This is a genomic window from Sphingopyxis selenitireducens (assembly GCF_051550705.1).
Taxonomy (GTDB): Bacteria; Pseudomonadota; Alphaproteobacteria; order Sphingomonadales; family Sphingomonadaceae; genus Sphingopyxis.
This window is the reverse complement of the sequence record NZ_JBPULG010000003.1, coordinates 325,453-341,678: the sequence shown is the minus strand read 5'-3', so window position 1 is coordinate 341,678 and position 16,226 is coordinate 325,453. Positions and strand designations below refer to the sequence as shown.

General features: G+C 64.2%; 18 protein-coding genes. 7 read left to right on the top strand and 11 right to left on the bottom strand.

Annotated features, from left to right (window positions below; all coding sequences use genetic code 11):
- Window positions 1-18: 18 nt before the first annotated feature.
- On the bottom strand, window positions 19-543 hold the full coding sequence (locus ACSYDV_RS11640; protein ID WP_438323978.1) for an FKBP-type peptidyl-prolyl cis-trans isomerase: 525 nt from the start codon (window positions 541-543) through the stop codon (window positions 19-21).
- A 181-nt stretch (window positions 544-724) separates the two neighbouring features.
- Window positions 725-931, bottom strand: a complete 207-nt coding sequence (gene rpsU, locus ACSYDV_RS11635) for a 30S ribosomal protein S21 (protein ID WP_003047635.1) — start codon at window positions 929-931, stop codon at window positions 725-727.
- A gap of 295 nt (window positions 932-1,226) precedes the next feature.
- On the opposite strand from rpsU, the gene ACSYDV_RS11630 reads away from it, so the two are divergent.
- The 4 genes from ACSYDV_RS11630 (at window position 1,227) to ACSYDV_RS11615 (ending at window position 4,925) form a co-directional block, all read left to right on the top strand.
- A complete protein-coding gene (locus tag ACSYDV_RS11630; RefSeq protein WP_438323977.1) occupies window positions 1,227-1,994 on the top strand; it encodes a class II aldolase/adducin family protein in 768 nt (255 codons plus the stop codon).
- Between the two features lie 27 nt (window positions 1,995-2,021).
- The gene (locus ACSYDV_RS11625) at window positions 2,022-2,567 is read left to right on the top strand and encodes a (2Fe-2S)-binding protein (protein WP_438323976.1); all 546 of its coding nucleotides are present in this window, start codon (window positions 2,022-2,024) and stop codon (window positions 2,565-2,567) included.
- A 133-nt stretch (window positions 2,568-2,700) separates the two neighbouring features.
- Window positions 2,701-3,744: an RcnB family protein gene (locus ACSYDV_RS11620; protein ID WP_438323975.1), complete on the top strand. Its 1,044-nt coding sequence runs from the start codon at window positions 2,701-2,703 to the stop codon at window positions 3,742-3,744.
- A 149-nt stretch (window positions 3,745-3,893) separates the two neighbouring features.
- Window positions 3,894-4,925, top strand: coding sequence for a fatty acid desaturase family protein (locus tag ACSYDV_RS11615; protein ID WP_438323974.1), 1,032 nt, complete (start codon window positions 3,894-3,896; stop codon window positions 4,923-4,925).
- 3 nt (window positions 4,926-4,928) lie between these two features.
- Here ACSYDV_RS11615 and ACSYDV_RS11610 read toward each other — a convergent pair whose 3' ends face one another.
- From ACSYDV_RS11610 to ACSYDV_RS11595, 4 genes are all read right to left on the bottom strand, one after another.
- Complete coding sequence (locus tag ACSYDV_RS11610; RefSeq protein WP_438324287.1) at window positions 4,929-5,408, bottom strand: asparaginase domain-containing protein; 480 nt, start codon at window positions 5,406-5,408, stop codon at window positions 4,929-4,931.
- Between the two features lie 8 nt (window positions 5,409-5,416).
- Entirely contained in the window at window positions 5,417-5,902 is a 486-nt protein-coding gene (locus tag ACSYDV_RS11605) for a DUF3291 domain-containing protein (RefSeq protein WP_438323973.1), read from the bottom strand.
- A gap of 11 nt (window positions 5,903-5,913) precedes the next feature.
- Window positions 5,914-7,530, bottom strand: a complete 1,617-nt coding sequence (locus ACSYDV_RS11600; protein WP_438323972.1) for a lysine--tRNA ligase — start codon at window positions 7,528-7,530, stop codon at window positions 5,914-5,916.
- A gap of 177 nt (window positions 7,531-7,707) precedes the next feature.
- A complete protein-coding gene (locus ACSYDV_RS11595; protein WP_438323971.1) occupies window positions 7,708-8,823 on the bottom strand; it encodes a hypothetical protein in 1,116 nt (371 codons plus the stop codon).
- Between the two features lie 155 nt (window positions 8,824-8,978).
- On the opposite strand from ACSYDV_RS11595, the gene ACSYDV_RS11590 reads away from it, so the two are divergent.
- The 3 genes from ACSYDV_RS11590 (at window position 8,979) to ACSYDV_RS11580 (ending at window position 12,756) form a co-directional block, all read left to right on the top strand.
- A complete protein-coding gene (locus ACSYDV_RS11590; protein ID WP_438323970.1) occupies window positions 8,979-9,347 on the top strand; it encodes a PilZ domain-containing protein in 369 nt (122 codons plus the stop codon).
- 76 nt (window positions 9,348-9,423) lie between these two features.
- On the top strand, window positions 9,424-12,153 hold the full coding sequence (locus ACSYDV_RS11585) for an ATP-dependent DNA helicase (RefSeq protein ID WP_438324286.1): 2,730 nt from the start codon (window positions 9,424-9,426) through the stop codon (window positions 12,151-12,153).
- A gap of 57 nt (window positions 12,154-12,210) precedes the next feature.
- Window positions 12,211-12,756, top strand: coding sequence for a SixA phosphatase family protein (locus ACSYDV_RS11580; RefSeq protein ID WP_438323969.1), 546 nt, complete (start codon window positions 12,211-12,213; stop codon window positions 12,754-12,756).
- Between the two features lie 132 nt (window positions 12,757-12,888).
- Here the strand turns inward: ACSYDV_RS11580 and ACSYDV_RS11575 are convergent, their stop codons facing one another.
- The 5 genes from ACSYDV_RS11575 to rpmF all read right to left on the bottom strand — a co-directional run bounded on the left by ACSYDV_RS11575 (window position 12,889) and on the right by rpmF (window position 16,006).
- Complete coding sequence (locus ACSYDV_RS11575) at window positions 12,889-13,317, bottom strand: MerR family transcriptional regulator (RefSeq protein ID WP_438323968.1); 429 nt, start codon at window positions 13,315-13,317, stop codon at window positions 12,889-12,891.
- Window positions 13,318-13,331: 14 nt separating this feature from the next.
- Window positions 13,332-13,628, bottom strand: coding sequence for an integration host factor subunit alpha (locus ACSYDV_RS11570; RefSeq protein ID WP_438323967.1), 297 nt, complete (start codon window positions 13,626-13,628; stop codon window positions 13,332-13,334).
- Window positions 13,629-13,807: 179 nt separating this feature from the next.
- The gene (locus ACSYDV_RS11565) at window positions 13,808-14,773 is read right to left on the bottom strand and encodes a beta-ketoacyl-ACP synthase III (protein WP_438323966.1); all 966 of its coding nucleotides are present in this window, start codon (window positions 14,771-14,773) and stop codon (window positions 13,808-13,810) included.
- Window positions 14,770-15,804 carry a phosphate acyltransferase PlsX gene (plsX, locus tag ACSYDV_RS11560; RefSeq protein ID WP_438323965.1) on the bottom strand — a complete coding sequence of 345 codons (1,035 nt, stop codon included), beginning with the start codon at window positions 15,802-15,804 and terminating at the stop codon, window positions 14,770-14,772. The genes ACSYDV_RS11565 and plsX overlap by 4 nt, the downstream gene beginning before the upstream one ends.
- Before the next feature lie 22 nt (window positions 15,805-15,826).
- Window positions 15,827-16,006 carry a 50S ribosomal protein L32 gene (gene rpmF / locus ACSYDV_RS11555; RefSeq protein WP_011541714.1) on the bottom strand — a complete coding sequence of 60 codons (180 nt, stop codon included), beginning with the start codon at window positions 16,004-16,006 and terminating at the stop codon, window positions 15,827-15,829.
- Window positions 16,007-16,226 lie beyond the last annotated feature (220 nt).

Sequence of the window (16,226 nt, the reverse complement as noted above, 5' to 3'; positions counted from 1 at the left end):
TATTGCTGATCGCGCCGATTACGGCTGCGGCGCGCCCGGCGGCGGCCCTGCGGGAGCGCCCGGTGCGCCGCCCTGCATCATCTGCTGCTGCTGCATCATCTGCTGCATCTGACGAACTTCGGCTTCCGAACGGAAATCGAGCAATTCGACGTCGAAATGCAGTGTGCTGCCCGCAGGGATCGGGCCCGCTTCGCGGTTGCCATAACCAAGCTGCGGCGGAATGCTGATCTTGTACTTGCCGCCCTTTTGCATCCGGGTCAGCGCCTCGGAAAAGCCGGGGACGACCTGCGCGACCTGCATCGGCGCCTGTTCATTGGCGTCGAAAACGGTGCCGTCATCGAGCTTGCCTTCATATTTGACCAGCACCACGTCGGCGATCGTCGGGCTGGGGCCGGTGCCGGCCTTCACAACCTCGAACCCGATGCGCGGGGTGCTGTACCAGGCAAAGGCCGCGCCCGCAGCGAGCAGCGCCACAAGGCCGATCCACAGCAGCCACAAACCGCCCTTGCCCACCGGGCGCAATGGAACCGTCGTCACACTCATCGTCGCTGATCCTTCCCCTGCCCCCCAAAAATTTTCTGGCGGGGCGAAAACACGGCAAGCCTATAGGCGGAGCGGCGCAGAACGGTCCAGAGGCAATTGTCGGCGCGCGCACAACGAAAAAGGGCGCCGCGTTGCCGCAGCGCCCTTTTCACGAACTGGATCCCGAACGGATCGACGGGTTCTACTTGATCCCGTCGCGTTCCATCCGCTTGCGCTCCATCTTGCGGGCGCGGCGGACAGCAGCGGCACGCTCGCGCGCGCGCTTTTCGCTGGGCTTCTCGTAATGACGGCGCAGCTTCATTTCGCGATACACACCCTCACGCTGCAGCTTCTTCTTGAGCGCGCGAAGGGCCTGGTCGACATTATTGTCGCGAACGATGATCTGCATACGCCGTGTCGTCTCCTGTTCGTCGGACGCTCCATGGTTCCGGGAAAACCGGTGCATCATGAATCGCCTATATTCGGGCAATAAAAAGAGCGCCGCGATCCAGCGACGTTCCGATGGAGCGCCAACTAGAGAGATTCGCGCTCAAATGCAAGCCCCCGCGCGGTAAGCCGCGCCCGGGCCGCCGCAAAGCCCGGTTCTCCGCTATGGGCCCGCTTCCCCGCTACGGGATTGTGCCGCCCCCGTCCTCTATGGCATAGGTAGCAGGACAAAACCGAAATATGGGAAGAGGACTGCCATGGCGACTCAATTGCAGCGCAACAGCAAATATAGCGAAGCCGAATGGACCGCGCGGCAGGAGCTTGCCGCCTGTTATCGCATTTTTGCGATGATGGGCTGGGACGAGATGATCTTCAACCATATCACGGTGAAGCTGGAGGATCAGGAAGGCGCCTTTCTGATCAATCCCTATGGCATGCATTTCAGCGAAGTTACCGCCTCCAGCCTGATCAAGATCGACATCGACGGCAACAAGCTGGACGAGGACAATCCCTGGCACGTCAACAAGGCGGGCTTCGTCCAGCACAGCCTGTTTCACCGCGTCCTGCCCGATGCGCATGCGATCATCCACACCCATACCACCGCGACGATGGCGGTGTGCGGGCTTGAGGGCGGATTGCAGCCGACGAACTTCTACGCCTGCAACTTCATGGGTCAGCTCGCCTATCATGACTTCGAGGGCATTACGGTGCGCGAGGAAGAAGGCGTGCGGCTGGTCGAGCATCTGGGCGACAAGCGCATCCTGATGCTGCGCAATCATGGCCCCGTGGTGATGGGCAAGTCGCTGTCCGACGCCTTCATCAAATATTGGGCGCTGCAGCGCGCGTGCGAAATCCAGCTCGCGACGATGAGCATGGGCAAGCCGATCCTGATCGGCGACGATGTCGTCAAGGTTCACCAGCGCGACCTTTACATGGCGCAAATCCCCGGGCGCCAGTCGGGCAAGGCCGAATTCGACGCGATGGTGCGCAAGGTCGACAAGATCGACACAAGCTGGCGTGACTAATCCGGTCAGACGGCTAAACCGGCCCGCATGACGCGATTCTCTGTCAACGACCGCCCGGTCGAATATCGCATGGAACCCGAAACGCCCCTGCTGTGGGCGCTGCGCGATGCGTCGAACCTGACCGGAACCAAATATGGCTGCGGCACGGGGGAATGCGGCGCCTGCACCGTCGACATCGACGGTGAGGCGATCCGCAGCTGCATGGTGACGATCGCCGAGTGCGAGGGGCGTTTCGTCACGACGATCGAGGGACTGGCGCGCGACCGCAGCCATCCGGTGCAGCAGGCATGGGTCGCCGAACAGGTCCCGCAATGCGGCTTTTGCCAGTCCGGGATGATCATGGCTGCGGCGGCATTGCTGCGAACGAACAGCAATCCGACCGACGCGGAAGTCGATGCCGCGATGACCAACATCTGCCGCTGCGGAACCTATCCGCGCATTCGCACCGCAATCCAGCTCGCCGGGCGCGTGATGCGCGGCGAGGAGCGGATCGCCGCCGCGCCGCCGCCGGGCATCCGGCCGGCCGACGCCGCACGCGCAGTGCCCGCGCTACGCCCTGCGCCCGAAAACTGACCATCGCCGTTCATCTAGCTGAACCGCAGGCAACGGCACGGTCAGCCATCAATCATCTTGCGAGGCGTAAGAATCACTTCATCATCCCGGCTGGTGCCTTCAGCAATCGGGACATGGGTTGGAGAATGGCAAGATGAAGAAGATGTTCGGAGGGTTGCTGATCGCTGCAACGATCCTGACCCCCATTGCCCCGGCGGCCGCACAGGCATCGGGCGAACGGGTCCAGATTGCGCAGCGCGGCGACCGCGGAGATCGCAGCGACCGTGGACCGCGCGGTCCCGAAGTGCGTAGCGGCGGCAATTGGGGCGGTCAGGCCCGGCCCGATCGCCCGCAAGTCCAGCAGCCGCAAGGCGAACGCCGGCAACGCAGCGAAGTGCGCCAGCAGCAACGGCAACAGCGCGGCAATGACCAGCAACGGCAGGTCCAGCGACAGCAATGGCAACAGCAGCGCGGTAACGATCAGCAACGGCAGGCCCAGCGCCAGCAGTGGCAACAGCAGCGGGGTAACGATCAGCAACGGCAGGCCCAGCGCCAGCAGTGGCAACAGCAGCGGGGTAACGATCAGCAACGGCAGGCCCAGCGCCAGCAGTGGCAGCAACGTCAGGCGGAACAGCGCCAGCGCGGCACCTATGATCGCAACCGCGACGGCCGGACGGATCGCCAATGGGACCGCAACCGCGACGGTCGGGTCGATCGCCAGTGGGACCGGAATCGCAATGGTCAGGTCGATCGCCGGTACGACCGCAACCGGAACGGCGACCTCGACCGCCGCTGGGACCGCAACAACGACAACCGTGTAGACCGGCGCTATGACCGCAATCGCGACCGCTATGTCGATCGGCGCTATCGCGACAACGACCGGGGAAGCCGCTGGAACCGTTCGTGGCGCGACGATCGCCGCTATGACTGGCGCAGCTATCGCGACCGGAACCGCAGCTATTACCGCATGCCGCGCTATTATAACCCGTATCGCGGCTATAATTACACGCGGTTTAGCATCGGCTTCACGCTCGGCTCGCTCTTTTACAGCCAGCGCTATTGGATCAACGATCCGGGCTATTACCGCCTGCCGCCCGCTTATGGGGGCTATCGCTGGGTCCGCTATTATGACGACGCGCTTTTGGTCGATACCTATTCGGGCGAGGTGGTCGACGTCATCCACGACTTCTTCTGGTAATATCCTTTCGGTTACCCGAAGACAAACTGAGGGGTCGGTTCGCCGGCCCCTCTTTTTATTTGCCGGAACGATGAGCGACAATTGAAATGCGGCTGTAGGGACAAAACGGATATCATTCCGTTTCGCCTGGCAACTTGTTATGATGCCCCATGCCTGCCGTCCGCCTTTTGCCGCCAACCCGGTTTTTCGACCGCGCCCAATGGTCCGCGATCACCACCGCATCGCGCTGGCGCGGCATCTGGCTGGTCGCGCATGCGTGGATCGTCAGCATCGCGCTGGTCGGCCTTGCCGCCTGGTCGCAGAACCCCGTCGCGTGGCTGCTCGCGGTGATTTTCGTCGGCGGGCGCCAGCTTGGCCTCGCCATATTGATGCATGACGCGGCGCATGGCGCGCTGCATCCGAACCGGAAAATCAACAATTTCCTGGGTCAATGGCTGACGGGCGCGGCGGTGGGATCCGACCTCATCGCCTATCGCACCTATCATCTGCAGCATCACAAATTCACCCAGCAGCCCGAAGACCCCGATCTGTCGCTGTCAAAGCCTTTCCCCACCTCGCGCGCCAGCCTGTGGCGCAAGCTGCTTCGCGACATGACGGGTCAAACCTTCTTCAAACAGCGCGCGGCGCAGTTCGGATATGCGCTGGTCGGCCTGAAAGCGATGCTGCGCGGCGAACAGCCGGAAAAAGGCGGCGCGAGTACCAAGGCGGGTACGCCGTTCAACAAGCGGTCCGACGACACCACGGCCGCCCCGACGGTCGATGTGGCGGGCGCTATGGCGGGCGCCCGCGCGGTCGGCCGTTTCCTTGTCGTTCAGGCGATCTTGCTCGCGGCCTCGCTCGCGCTTTATGGCTGGACGCCTTGGTTGCTATGGATGGCCGGGTTGGCGACGAGCTTTCAGCTTTACCTGCGCGTCCGCAATATCGCCGAACATGCGTGCACGACGACGGGGAGCGACGATCCCTTCACCCATGCGCGCACCACCCGCGCAGGCTGGCTGGCGCGGGCGACGGTCGCGCCCTATTGGGTCAATTATCACTCCGAACACCATCTGTTCATGGGCGTCCCCTGCTATCGACTGCCAGAAGTCCATGCCGCGCTCGGCCGCGCAGGGCGGCACGAGGCGATGACGATCGCACCAAACTATGCTGCGGTGCTGCGGCAGGTGACCGCCAAGGGGTGAGCCCTATTGCTGAACGAAGCGCTGTCCGGCACGGTCCTTGACCGTCTTTACAGGGTCAAAGATCAACCCGTTCATCGCGATATAGACCCCGGGCGGCAGCGTCTGCACCGCCGCGAGCGCGAAACCGACGTTGAATTCAGCATCGCTCGCGCGGACCGATGCGGGCTGCATTGCCCCCGTCATCACGATAGTTTTGCCCGAAATGTCCGCCAGCACGCGGCCGGTGACCGGCATCGTGTCGGTGCCGTGCGTCACGAGGATGCGCGTCGCTTCGCTCGCGGCGACGGCGCTGCGGATCGCCTCACGGTCGGCGTCGTCGAGCTCAAGGCTGTCCTTGCGCATCAACTGGGTGACGCGGTGCGGCACATGGACATTATTTTCGCGCAGCATGTCCGGGATCGCCGCAGGACCGATCTGGAATTCGGAAAGCGCGTCGAAATAGACTTTGTCGATCGTCCCGCCGGTGGTGAAGATTTCGATCATATCGGTCATCAGGCGCACTCGTCCTGGATCGGCAGCGCCGGCGTGCCGTCGGGCGCGTCGAAGGGCCGTTTGAAAGTGAAAGCATCGGCCGTCGGGCCGTTCGCCGCGAGCAGCGCAATCCGTGCCATGCCCTCGGCGACCGTCGGGCGATGGCCCGCGGGCACCCACCACAGCGCCTGATACACGGCCATATGGTCGAACCACTCCTTGCGCCGCTTCATGATCGTCAGATGATCGGGCGTGCGATAAACATAGGCAGCGAGCGCATCGATATCGCGCCAGACCGACATATTGGCGATCATGTGCGGATCGTCGGTCACCGGCACATCGGTCGCATTATTGCCGTCGCCCGTGAGCCGCCAGATGAACCCGTCGGCGGCTTCGGCGGCGGCGTTCACATGGTCGAGCGCATCCATGAAATCGCGGTTGGCGACATGATCCGGCGGCAGGCGAAAGCGTCCGATGTTGATTTGCACCAGTTCATATGTCGCCATATCTCGTTCCCTCAGGCCAAAGCCTCGGCAATCAGCCGCCGCGTGTTGTCGATCCCGAACAAGGCGATGAAGCTGCCCATACGCGGCCCCGCGCTCGATCCGAGCAGGGTTTCGTACAGCGCCTTGAACCAGTCGCGCAGATTTTCGAACCCATAGGCCTCGTTCTTGCCAATCTCGTACACGATGTTCTGGATATCGTCGGCACCCGCATCGGCGGGAAGCGCCGCGAGCTTGTTGTCGAGTTCCTTGAGCGCGGCGCCCTCGCCGCCCTGCGGCTTGCGGCGTTGCAAGGTCGGCGCGACATAGTCGCGGTTATACGCCATCGCATTGTCGATCAGGCCATCGAGTTCGGGATAGGTCGCCGCATCGGCGCCCTCAACATATTGGCCGAGGTAGCGCCAGATCTGATCCTTCGACGCATCGGCGCCCATCACCCCGACGAGGTTCAGCAGCAGGCCGAAGGTCACCGGCAGTTCCTTCGTCGGAACCGGCTCTCCACGCGCGACATGGACATGATGCACCGGGTTGCCGAGCTTTTTGTCGCCGTCCTGCGCGGCATAATTACCGCGCATCTGAAGATATTCGTCGACCGCCTTCGGGATCACGCCGATGTGAAGCTGCTTCGCCGCTTTGGGCTCACGATAGGCGAAGAAGGCGAGACTTTCCTCGCTGCCATAGTCGAGCCACTGTTCGAGGCTGAGGCCATTGCCCTTTGACTTCGAAATCTTCTCGCCCTTTTCGTCGAGGAACATTTCGTAGATCAGCCCCTCGGGCTTACGGCCGCCGAGCGCCTTGGCGATCTTGCCCGACTGGACGCCGCTGTCGGTCAAATCCTTGCCATACATTTCATAGTCGACGCCCAATGCGACCCAGCGCATCGCCCAGTCGACTTTCCACTGCAGCTTCGCACCGCCGCCGAGGATCGAATGGGTGATCGTTTCGCCCTCATCCTCGAACGACACGAGGCCCGCGTCGGCGTCGACGACGGTGATCGGCACCTGCAGCACGATCCCCGACGTGGGGCTGACTGGCAGGATCGGCGAATAGGTCGCGGCGCGCTCGGCGCGCAGCGTGGGCAGCATGATGTCGAGGATATCCTGATTGTGGCGCAGGACGTTCCTCAGCGCATCGTCGAACGCGCCCGACCTGTAGCGTTCGGTCGAGCTGACAAATTCATAGTCGAAGCCAAAACGGTCGAGAAACTCGCGCAGCATCGCATTGTTATGGTGCGCGAAACTTTCAAACTTGCCGAACGGATCGGGAATGGCGGTCAGCGGCTTGCCGAGATGTTCGCGCAGCATGTCGCCGTTCGGGACATTGTCGGGAACCTTGCGCAGCCCGTCCATATCGTCGCTGAACGCGACGAGGCGCGTCGGCGCAGCCACTCCAGATTCATTGGCCGTGATCGCCTCATAGGCGCGGCGGACCATCGTCGTGCGCAGCACTTCGTTGAAAGTACCGATATGTGGCAGCCCCGACGGGCCATAACCGGTTTCGAAAATCACGGCCTCGCCGCCGGCCTTGCCGTCGGGATAGCGTTTCAGCACCTTGCGCGCTTCCTCGAACGGCCAGGCCTTGGAGGTTTGCGCGGCAGCGCGCAGGGCGGGATCAAGATGCATATCAGTCATGAAAGCGCCCATAGCGGCAAGAAAGCAGGATGGAAAGAAGGGCGGAAATCTGCGCAACTTCATTCGCAATTCGCCTCGCGACGCCGAAAGGCATCGGTCGGCAACGGGAGCAGAATGAAACATAAAGCGGCAATGTAGGAAAGGCCGCATTCTTCCAGCAATTGGGGCCCGAGGCGCTTAGGGTTTCAGTGCATTGCCTTTCAGGAGGCGGCCGGGAATGGCGGGGCGATCCGGCGCCGCCAATGTCACCGTGTCGCCGTCGATCGACAGGCTGGCACAATCCTGATCGCGAAATTCCAGCCGCTGCTCGGCAACGCAAAGCTTGCCGTCGGTCTGCACCACCCATTTGATCGCCGTCGGCGCCCCGTCGCGCCATTTGGCCGAGCCGGAACCATCGTTCAGAAAATAGACGACGCTGTCGGTTTCGGCATCCCGGTCGGCGGCCTTCAGCAACAGGCTGTTGCCGATCAATTCATCGGCCGTCTTTCGGGTCGCAGCCTCCGCCGTGGGCGAGAGGTGGCGTGCATCCCCTTTCAGGAACCGGGCATGGAGGGGGCCGATCCTGTCGTCGCGCAAGGTCACAAGATCGCCGGCGATCGAAATGGCGGCGCAGAAACTTCCCTTCCACTGACCTTCGCTCAGGCACAGTTGATCATCCTTTCCACGGATCGACCATTTTTCATCGGCCTGAAGCACCCAATGATCGAAATCGGGCTGTTCATTATGCGCCCGCCGGGCTTTTCCGGCGGGCATGAAATAATGCGCCCGATATTCCCGGCCGCCGCCCTCTGGAATGAAGACGATCGTATTCCCCACCAGCGCGTCGATTGCCGCTCTCCCGGAAAGCCTTTCCCCCGAAAGCCCCGCCGGGGCGAGCGTCCACGCATCGCCTTCCAGTACCCTGCCGGTCCAGACCGGCCCGCTCGCTGGGGCCAGCGTCGCGCGGGCGCCGTCGACCGAGAGAATTCCGCAATCTCCATCCGATAACGGGCGCCCGGCATCCGTAATACAGAATGTCCCGTCCGAAACATTGGCCCATCGAACAGGGCGCGGCTCACTCGCACCATCCGGCCCGCGCGTCGCCATCAGGCCGGTGCCGTCGAGCCGGAGAAAGGCGGCCGCCTCTTCGCCGGGCCGGGAGGGTTTGGCGTAGACGAGCGTATTGCCAACCAGCGCGCGCGCCGCCTGATGGGGGACATTCGGACGCGGTGCCTCTTCGGCATGCGCAGCCACACTTCCGGTGTGCGCAAGGCCCAGCATCGTCGCCGCGATCGCCCATGTCCTGATTTGCATAGTCTCTATCCACTGATTTAAATACGGGATTTCCCCATATAATGACTTCATCCGTCGGAAATATAGTCCGAATCCGTCCAGGCATCGATCGACGTGACGACGAGAAGAGCATCATGGTTACCCGAAATTTACCATGCTGTGCCTAAGATCACCGCATGATGACCAACCGCACCCCGCAGCCCCGTGGCCACAAGCGCACCGCCGTCTCGATCGACATCACCGTCAACGGCGTGCTCAACCATGTCGATGGCCGGATCACCGACCTGTCGGAGGGCGGCGCGCGGGTCGACGGCGTCAGCCTGCCCGCACGATCGCGCTGCGAAATCCATTATGGCGGCGCGGTCGTTTACGCCGTCGTCATGTGGTCCGAGTTCGACCGCATGGGGGTGCGTTTTCCCTATGAACTGACGCACGGCCCGCTGTTCAATGCCCTCGAACGCGCGCGCGGCGCGGCGATGATCGACCCGGCGCGGATTTTCCTGAGCAATCGGCCGGCGAGCTTTGGACGTCGCGGGTTGAACTGACCCCCACCGACGAATTATGGGACGAGCGCGGGTTGCCGCGTTCGCGCTTTGTCCCTAGTTTGGCGCGGTGCCCCCCATCGCTCTCCCTCCCCTGCCCGCGATCCATGCGAGTCACGTCGGCATCTGGATCGCCAGCGCCGATGGCCGTGTGCAGCGCGTCGGGCGCGGCGAGGCGATCGCCGCGGTCGCGGCGACCCCGCATCTGCTGCTCGGCGCGACGCTGGCCGGCGACCGGCTGGGCTATCCCGAATTGTCGGGACTCGACCTGCTCGAGTTGTTCGCTTTCCTTTACCCGGCGCGCTTCGCCGTGCCGACCCCGGCGGGAATCGCCGCAGCAATCGGCCTGGAGCCACCCAAAGCCGAGGAGGATATCGCCGCCTTTCTGCCGCAGGCCGCCGCTGCGATGCTCGCGAGCCTGGCCGACCCCGACTGGCCCGAGCGCGAGGGCGCCTGGCACGGGCTTCAAGCGCTCGGTCGCCAGCGCTGGCCATGGGCATCACTGGTCCAGCCGCGCCTCGCCCCGCCCGATCAGGCCGACCGCTGGTTGTTCGCGCGCCTGCCCGAATGGGAGGAAGGCGCGCCGCGCCTGCCGCCTCGTCAAGTGACGGTCAACGTCGACGACGTCACCGCGCGGCTCGACCGGCTGACCGGCGAAGGCGCCGAACGGCGGCCGGGACAGCAGGATTATGCCCGCGTCGTCACCGCCATCTTCGAACCGCGCGAGCGCAAGGACGCGCCGCAGATGCTGGTCGCCGAGGCGGGAACCGGGATCGGCAAGACCTTGGGCTATCTCGCCCCCGCGAAACAATGGATCGACCAGTCGGCGGGCAGCATCTGCATTTCGACCTTCACCAAGGCGCTGCAACGCCAGCTGTCGCGCGAAACCGAGAAGCTCTATCCCGACGCTGCGACCCACCGCGAGAAGGTGGTGGTGCGCAAGGGCCGCGAAAATTACCTCTGCCTGCTCAACCTCGAGGATGCATTGCAGGGCGGCTTTTCGGGCCGCGCCGCGATCCTTGCGCAACTGGTCGCGCGCTGGGCAACCTATAGCCGCGACGGCGACATGATCGGCGGCGACCTGCCCGGCTGGCTCCCCGCGCTCTTCCGCCGCAACGGCACCACCGCGCTGACCGACCGGCGCGGCGAGTGCATCTATGCCGGCTGCCCGCATTTTCGGAAATGCTTCATCGAACGCTCGGCGCGTGCCGCGACGCAGGCCGAGATCGTCATCGCCAACCATGCGCTGACCATGGTGCAAGCGGCGCGCCCGCGCGACGGTGGCGCCCCCGCGACGCGGCTGATCTTCGACGAAGGCCATCATCTGTGGGACGCCGCCGATTCGATGTTCGCCGCCGCGCTGACGGGGCAGGAAGCGGTCGAAATCCGCCGCTGGGTGTTGGGCCCCGAGGGCAAGTCGCGCGGGCGACGGCGCGGGCTCGCGGCACGCCTCGCCGACCTCGCAAGCTATGATGAGGCGGGCGACCGCGCGATTCAGGCGGCCATCGCTGCCGCCGCCGAACTGCCCGGCGACGGCTGGCTCGGCCGGCTGACCGAAAATGATCCGTGGGGTGCGGTCGAGCGACTGCTCGCCGCCGTGCGCGCGATGACCTTCGCCCGCGCGGTCGAAACGAAAACCGCCGACAGCGGCTATGGCCTTGAAACCGAACTCGCAGACCCTGATGCCGGACTGGTGGATGCCGCTGCGAAGGCAAGCGACGCGCTCGACGCGCTGCTTCGCCCGCTGCTGGCGCTTGGCAAGCGGCTCGAGGCGCTGATCGACGATCCGCCCGACTGGCTCGACGGACAGGCCCGCGCGCGCATCGACGGCGCACGCCACAGCCTGAATACCCGTATCGACACGCTGGGCGGCTGGCTGTCGCTGCTCGGGCGTGTCGGCGGCCCCGCCAACCCCGATTTCGTCGACTGGCTAGCGGTCGATCGATACGACGGGCGCGAGTTCGACTGTGGGCTCCACCGCCACTGGCTCGACCCCGCGCGCCCGATCGCCGAGGCGGTCTATCGCCCCGCGCAAGGCGTGCTTGTTACCTCCGCAACGCTTCGCAACGGTGGCCACGGCCATGGCGGCTGGGCCGACGCCGATATCCGCACCGGGGCGCGCCACCTCGACGGCAGCGTCCGGCATTTCGCGGTCCCGAGCCCATTCGACTATGCCCGCCAGTCGGAGGTGCTGATCGTCACCGATATTGCGCGCGGCGACCTGCCAGCGCTCGCGGGCGCGTACAGCCGGTTGATCGAGGCGTCGGGCGGCGGCGCGCTGGGATTGTTCAGCGCGATCCGGCGGCTGCGCATCGTCCACGCGCGCGTCGCCGACCGGCTCGCGCGCGCCGGGCTGCCGCTTTATGCCCAGCATGTCGATCCGCTCGACACCGGGACGCTCGTCGATATTTTCCGTGCCGATCCGCATGCCTCGCTACTCGGCACCGATGCGCTGCGCGACGGGGTCGATGTGCCGGGCGAATCGCTACGGCTGGTGGTGATGGAGGGCGTGCCCTGGCCGCGCCCGACGATCCTCCACGCGGCGCGACGCGCGGCACAGGGCGGCAGCGCCTATGACGATATGGTCATTCGCGGCCGCATCGGTCAGGCGTTCGGCCGCCTGATCCGCCGCGCCGACGATTTCGGGCAGTTCGTGATGCTGTCATCCTCTTTCCCGTCGCGATTGCTCAGCGCCTTTCCCGAAGGCACACCGATCCGGCGCCTGCCACTCGACGAAGTCGTGAACCATGTCGCGGCGGCCAATGTCGAGCGGAGAAAAAGCGCCTTTGCTGCCTTTTCACCGTCATGAGTTTGCGGCACAAGGCAGCCCAACCAAGGGAATGGCGCCGCGGCGCGGGGAGAGATTTTGAAGAGTTTGACGATATTGCGCCACGCCAAATCGGGCTGGGACGCCGCCGTAGAGCGCGATTTCGACCGCCCGATCAATGCACGCGGCCAACGCGGCGCCGAACTGATCGGCCAATGGCTGAAACGACAGAAATTGCCGGTCGATCAGATTCTTGCCTCACCTGCGGTGCGCGTGACCCAGACGCTCGACATCTTCCAGCCCGCCGCCGGCCTCGACCATCTCGAACCGCATTGGGACCGGCGCATCTATCTCGCGTCGGCGGCGACATTGATCGACGTCATTCGCGAAGGCGGCCGCGATGCGACCCACCTGCTGATCTCGGGGCATAATCCGGGGCTTGAGGATCTGATCCTGATGCTCGTCCCCGAATCGCCAGACGACGAACTGCGCGCCAAGGTGGATCAGAAGCTGCCGACATCGGCGCTGGCACGGCTCGAGTTCGATATCGACGACTGGCATGCACTCGACGCCGGAATGGCGCGCTTCACCCAGTTCATCCGGCCGCGCGACCTCGACCCGGCCCTGTCGCCGGCAATCGACTGAACGTGATCGCATTGCTTTAAATCGTCATTGCGAGCGAAGCGAAGCAATCTCCAACCATCAGCCTTGTGCAAAATCGACAGCGGGAGATTGCCGCCTCGCTACCCTGCTCGCAATGACGATGAGAATAGCTGACTAAGCGCTCAGCGCGGCCGCGAGGCGACGGCGGAGCGCGATCAGCGCCTCGACCGGAACCCCCGAAACACTTTGCACCGGGGCGGCGCTCTCCGCCGGCGGCGAGCGCGTGGCGGCAGCGTCAGGCGCCGCAGCGGGCTCGACGGCGCCCGTATCCGACAACGCCTTGCGCGCGCCTTCGACGGTGAAACCCTGTACATGAAGCAAATGATAGATGCGTTCGGCGAGCGCGACATCTTCCGCACGGTAATAGCGGCGGCGCCCCGAGCGCTGGAGGGGCTTCAACTGCGGAAAACGGGTTTCCCAATAGCGGAGCACATGCGTCGGCACGCCGATGCGCGTCGCAAGTTCGCCGATCGCCAACATCGCGCCGACGGCCTTGCCGCTGTCACTGGGGCCGCCATTGCCCGAATCGTCGACGTCAGACATGGCGGCATCCCATATTAATTACCCGCGACGCGGGCGCGCATCGTCTGGCTGGCGCGAAAGGTCATGACCCGTCGCGGCAGGATCGGCACTTCGATGCCCGTCTTGGGATTGCGGCCGACGCGCTCCGCCTTGTCGCGCAGGACGAAGGTGCCAAAGCCCGAAATCTTCACATTCTGCCCGTCGGCAAGCGCGTCGGACATATGGTTCAAAATCGATTCGACGATATGCGCCGACTCGTTGCGCGACAGACCAATTTGCTGGTTGATGCGCGCCGCGATATCGGCCCGGGTGAGTGTCCCTGCTGCCATCATCTTCCCTTCCCCCTACTGAAGCGAATGCATATTCGGGATCAGGAAGGCCCCCACCTTCGCGAGTCCCGAAGCACCTTGTAACAAAAGCGAATAAATCCGCCAAACTGAAATGGATGGACGGAAGAGTTGATGCGACAAGATCATCCAGCGGCGCAAAGCCGCTGGCGCCGGCTGCTGGCCTAGACCCGCAGAACCGCAGCGCCCCAGGTAAAGCCGCCGCCCATTGCCTCCAGCACCACCAGATCGCCGCGCTTGATGCGCCCGTCGCGCACCGCAAGGTCGAGCGCCAGCGGCACCGACGCCGCGGACGTATTGGCATGCTGATCGACGGTCATCACGACGCGCGCGGGGTCGAGCCCCAGCTTTTTTGCGGTCGCGTCGATGATTCGGCGGTTCGCCTGATGCGGCACGACCCAGTCGACATCGCTCGGCGAAAGGTCGGTGTCTTCGAGCACTTCGCCCAGCACCGAGGCAAGATTGGTGACGGCGTGACGGAAGACTTCGCGCCCGTGCATGCGGACATGGCCGACGGTGCCGGTGGTCGACGGTCCGCCATCGACATAGAGCATGCCCGAATGCCGGCCATCGGCGTGCAGCCGCGTCGCAAGAATGCCCTGATCGTCGTCGACATCCTTGGCCGACAGCACTACGGCGCCCGCGCCGTCGCCAAAGAGAACGCAGGTCGTGCGATCTTCCCAATCGAGGATGCGGCTGAAGGTTTCCGAACCGATCACCAGCGCATGGTTCGCGGCGCCCGTGCGCAGCATCGAATCGGCGACCGACACGGCATAGAGAAAGCCCGAACAGACCGCCGCGACGTCGAACGCGATGCAATCGGGCGCGCCGATCAGCGCCTGCACCTTGGTCGCGCTGGCGGGAAATGTGTTGTCGGGGGTCGCGGTCGCGACGATGATCAGGCCGATATCCGACGGTTGAAGGCCGGCAGCGGCCAGCGCCTGCTGCGCGGCTGCGGCGCCGAGCGTCGCGGTCGTCTCATCGGGTTCGGCAATATAGCGGAAACGGATGCCGGTGCGTTCGACGATCCATTCGTCGCTGGTGTCGACGCGTGTCGCTAGTTCGGCGTTCGATACGCGGGTGCGGGGCAATGCCGACCCGGTCCCGGCCAATATGGCGCGGCGGGTCATGCTGCGTCGCCGCTGCGGAAATTAGCCAGATCCTGCGTCACCTGCCGCGTAATGTCCTTTTCGATCAGCTCGGCGCACAGGTGGACGCAATTGGCGACCCCCTTGGCATCCGCGCTGCCATGGCTTTTCAATACGACGCCGTTCAGTCCGAGGAAGACGGCGCCATTGTGATTGTTGGGATCGAGATGGTGGCGCAGCAACTCGGTCGCCGGGCGCGAGATCAGGAAACCGATCTTCGAACGGGTCGAGCTGGTGAAAGCGCGGCGCAACAGGTCGGTCACGAAGCGCGCGGTTCCCTCGATCGTCTTCAGCGCGATATTGCCCGAGAAACCGTCGTGAACGATCACGTCGACATCGCCGCGCGACAATTTGTCGCCCTCGATAAAGCCGGTGAACTCCATCGGCAGACCCTTTGCAGCGCGCAGCATCGCCGCGGCGTCGCGAATCTCGTCGGTGCCCTTAAGCTCCTCCGTACCGATGTTGAGCAGCGCCACGCGCGGGCGCTCGAGGCCCATGGCGGTGCGCGCATAAGCCGCGCCCATGACCGCGAATTGCGTGAGGTTGTTGGCGTCGCAGTCGGTGTTGGCGCCAAGATCGAGCATCACGACGTCATTGTCGCCCAGCGAGGGCAGCAGCGCCGCGAGCGCCGGGCGGTCGATCCCCGGCATGGTACGCAGCGCGAGCTTGGCCATCGCCATCAACGCGCCGGTATTTCCCGCAGACACAGCTCCGCCGGCATCGCCGCGTTTTACCGCGTCGATCGCCAGCCCCATCGAGGTGCTCTTCGCCTTGCGAAGCGCCTGACTGGGCTTGTCTTCGCCGGTGACGACACCATCGGTGTGGATGATGTCGGTCGCCGCGCGGAGATTCGGGTGATTTTCGAGAGCCGCCTTGATCCGCACCTCGTCGCCGACGAGGAGGAAGCGGAGGCCGTCATGCTTGTGGCGTGCCATCGCCGCGCCTGCGCACATCACGCGCACGCCGACGTCACCGCCCATCGCATCGATTGCGATTCGCGGTGTCAGGCTCATGATGACGCCCTCCGGCTAATGGTTACGCGCCGACCGACACCACTTCGCGGCCATTATAATGGCCACAGGCATTGCACAGATTGTGCGGGCGCTTCAGCTCACCGCAATTCGGGCATTCCTGAAAGGCTTCAACCTTCAGGCTGTCGTGGCTACGACGCATGCCACGCTTCGAGGGCGAGGTTTTTCGCTTGGGGACGGCCATGATATTTCCTGCATTCTTAAATGTTTACACGAATCGGCAAACCCGGATTTGTCATTCTCGTTACCGGGAATAACTGGCCCGCCCGCCGTGCCGAAGCCCGTTCCTGTCTGGATATGACAAGAAAAATCTTCCGCCGGAGGGTGCCTCAACGCCTGATGGTGTCGGGTGCCGGATCGGGCGGGGCTATAGCGTTTTTGCCCGCAAAGGCAAGCCCCGGATC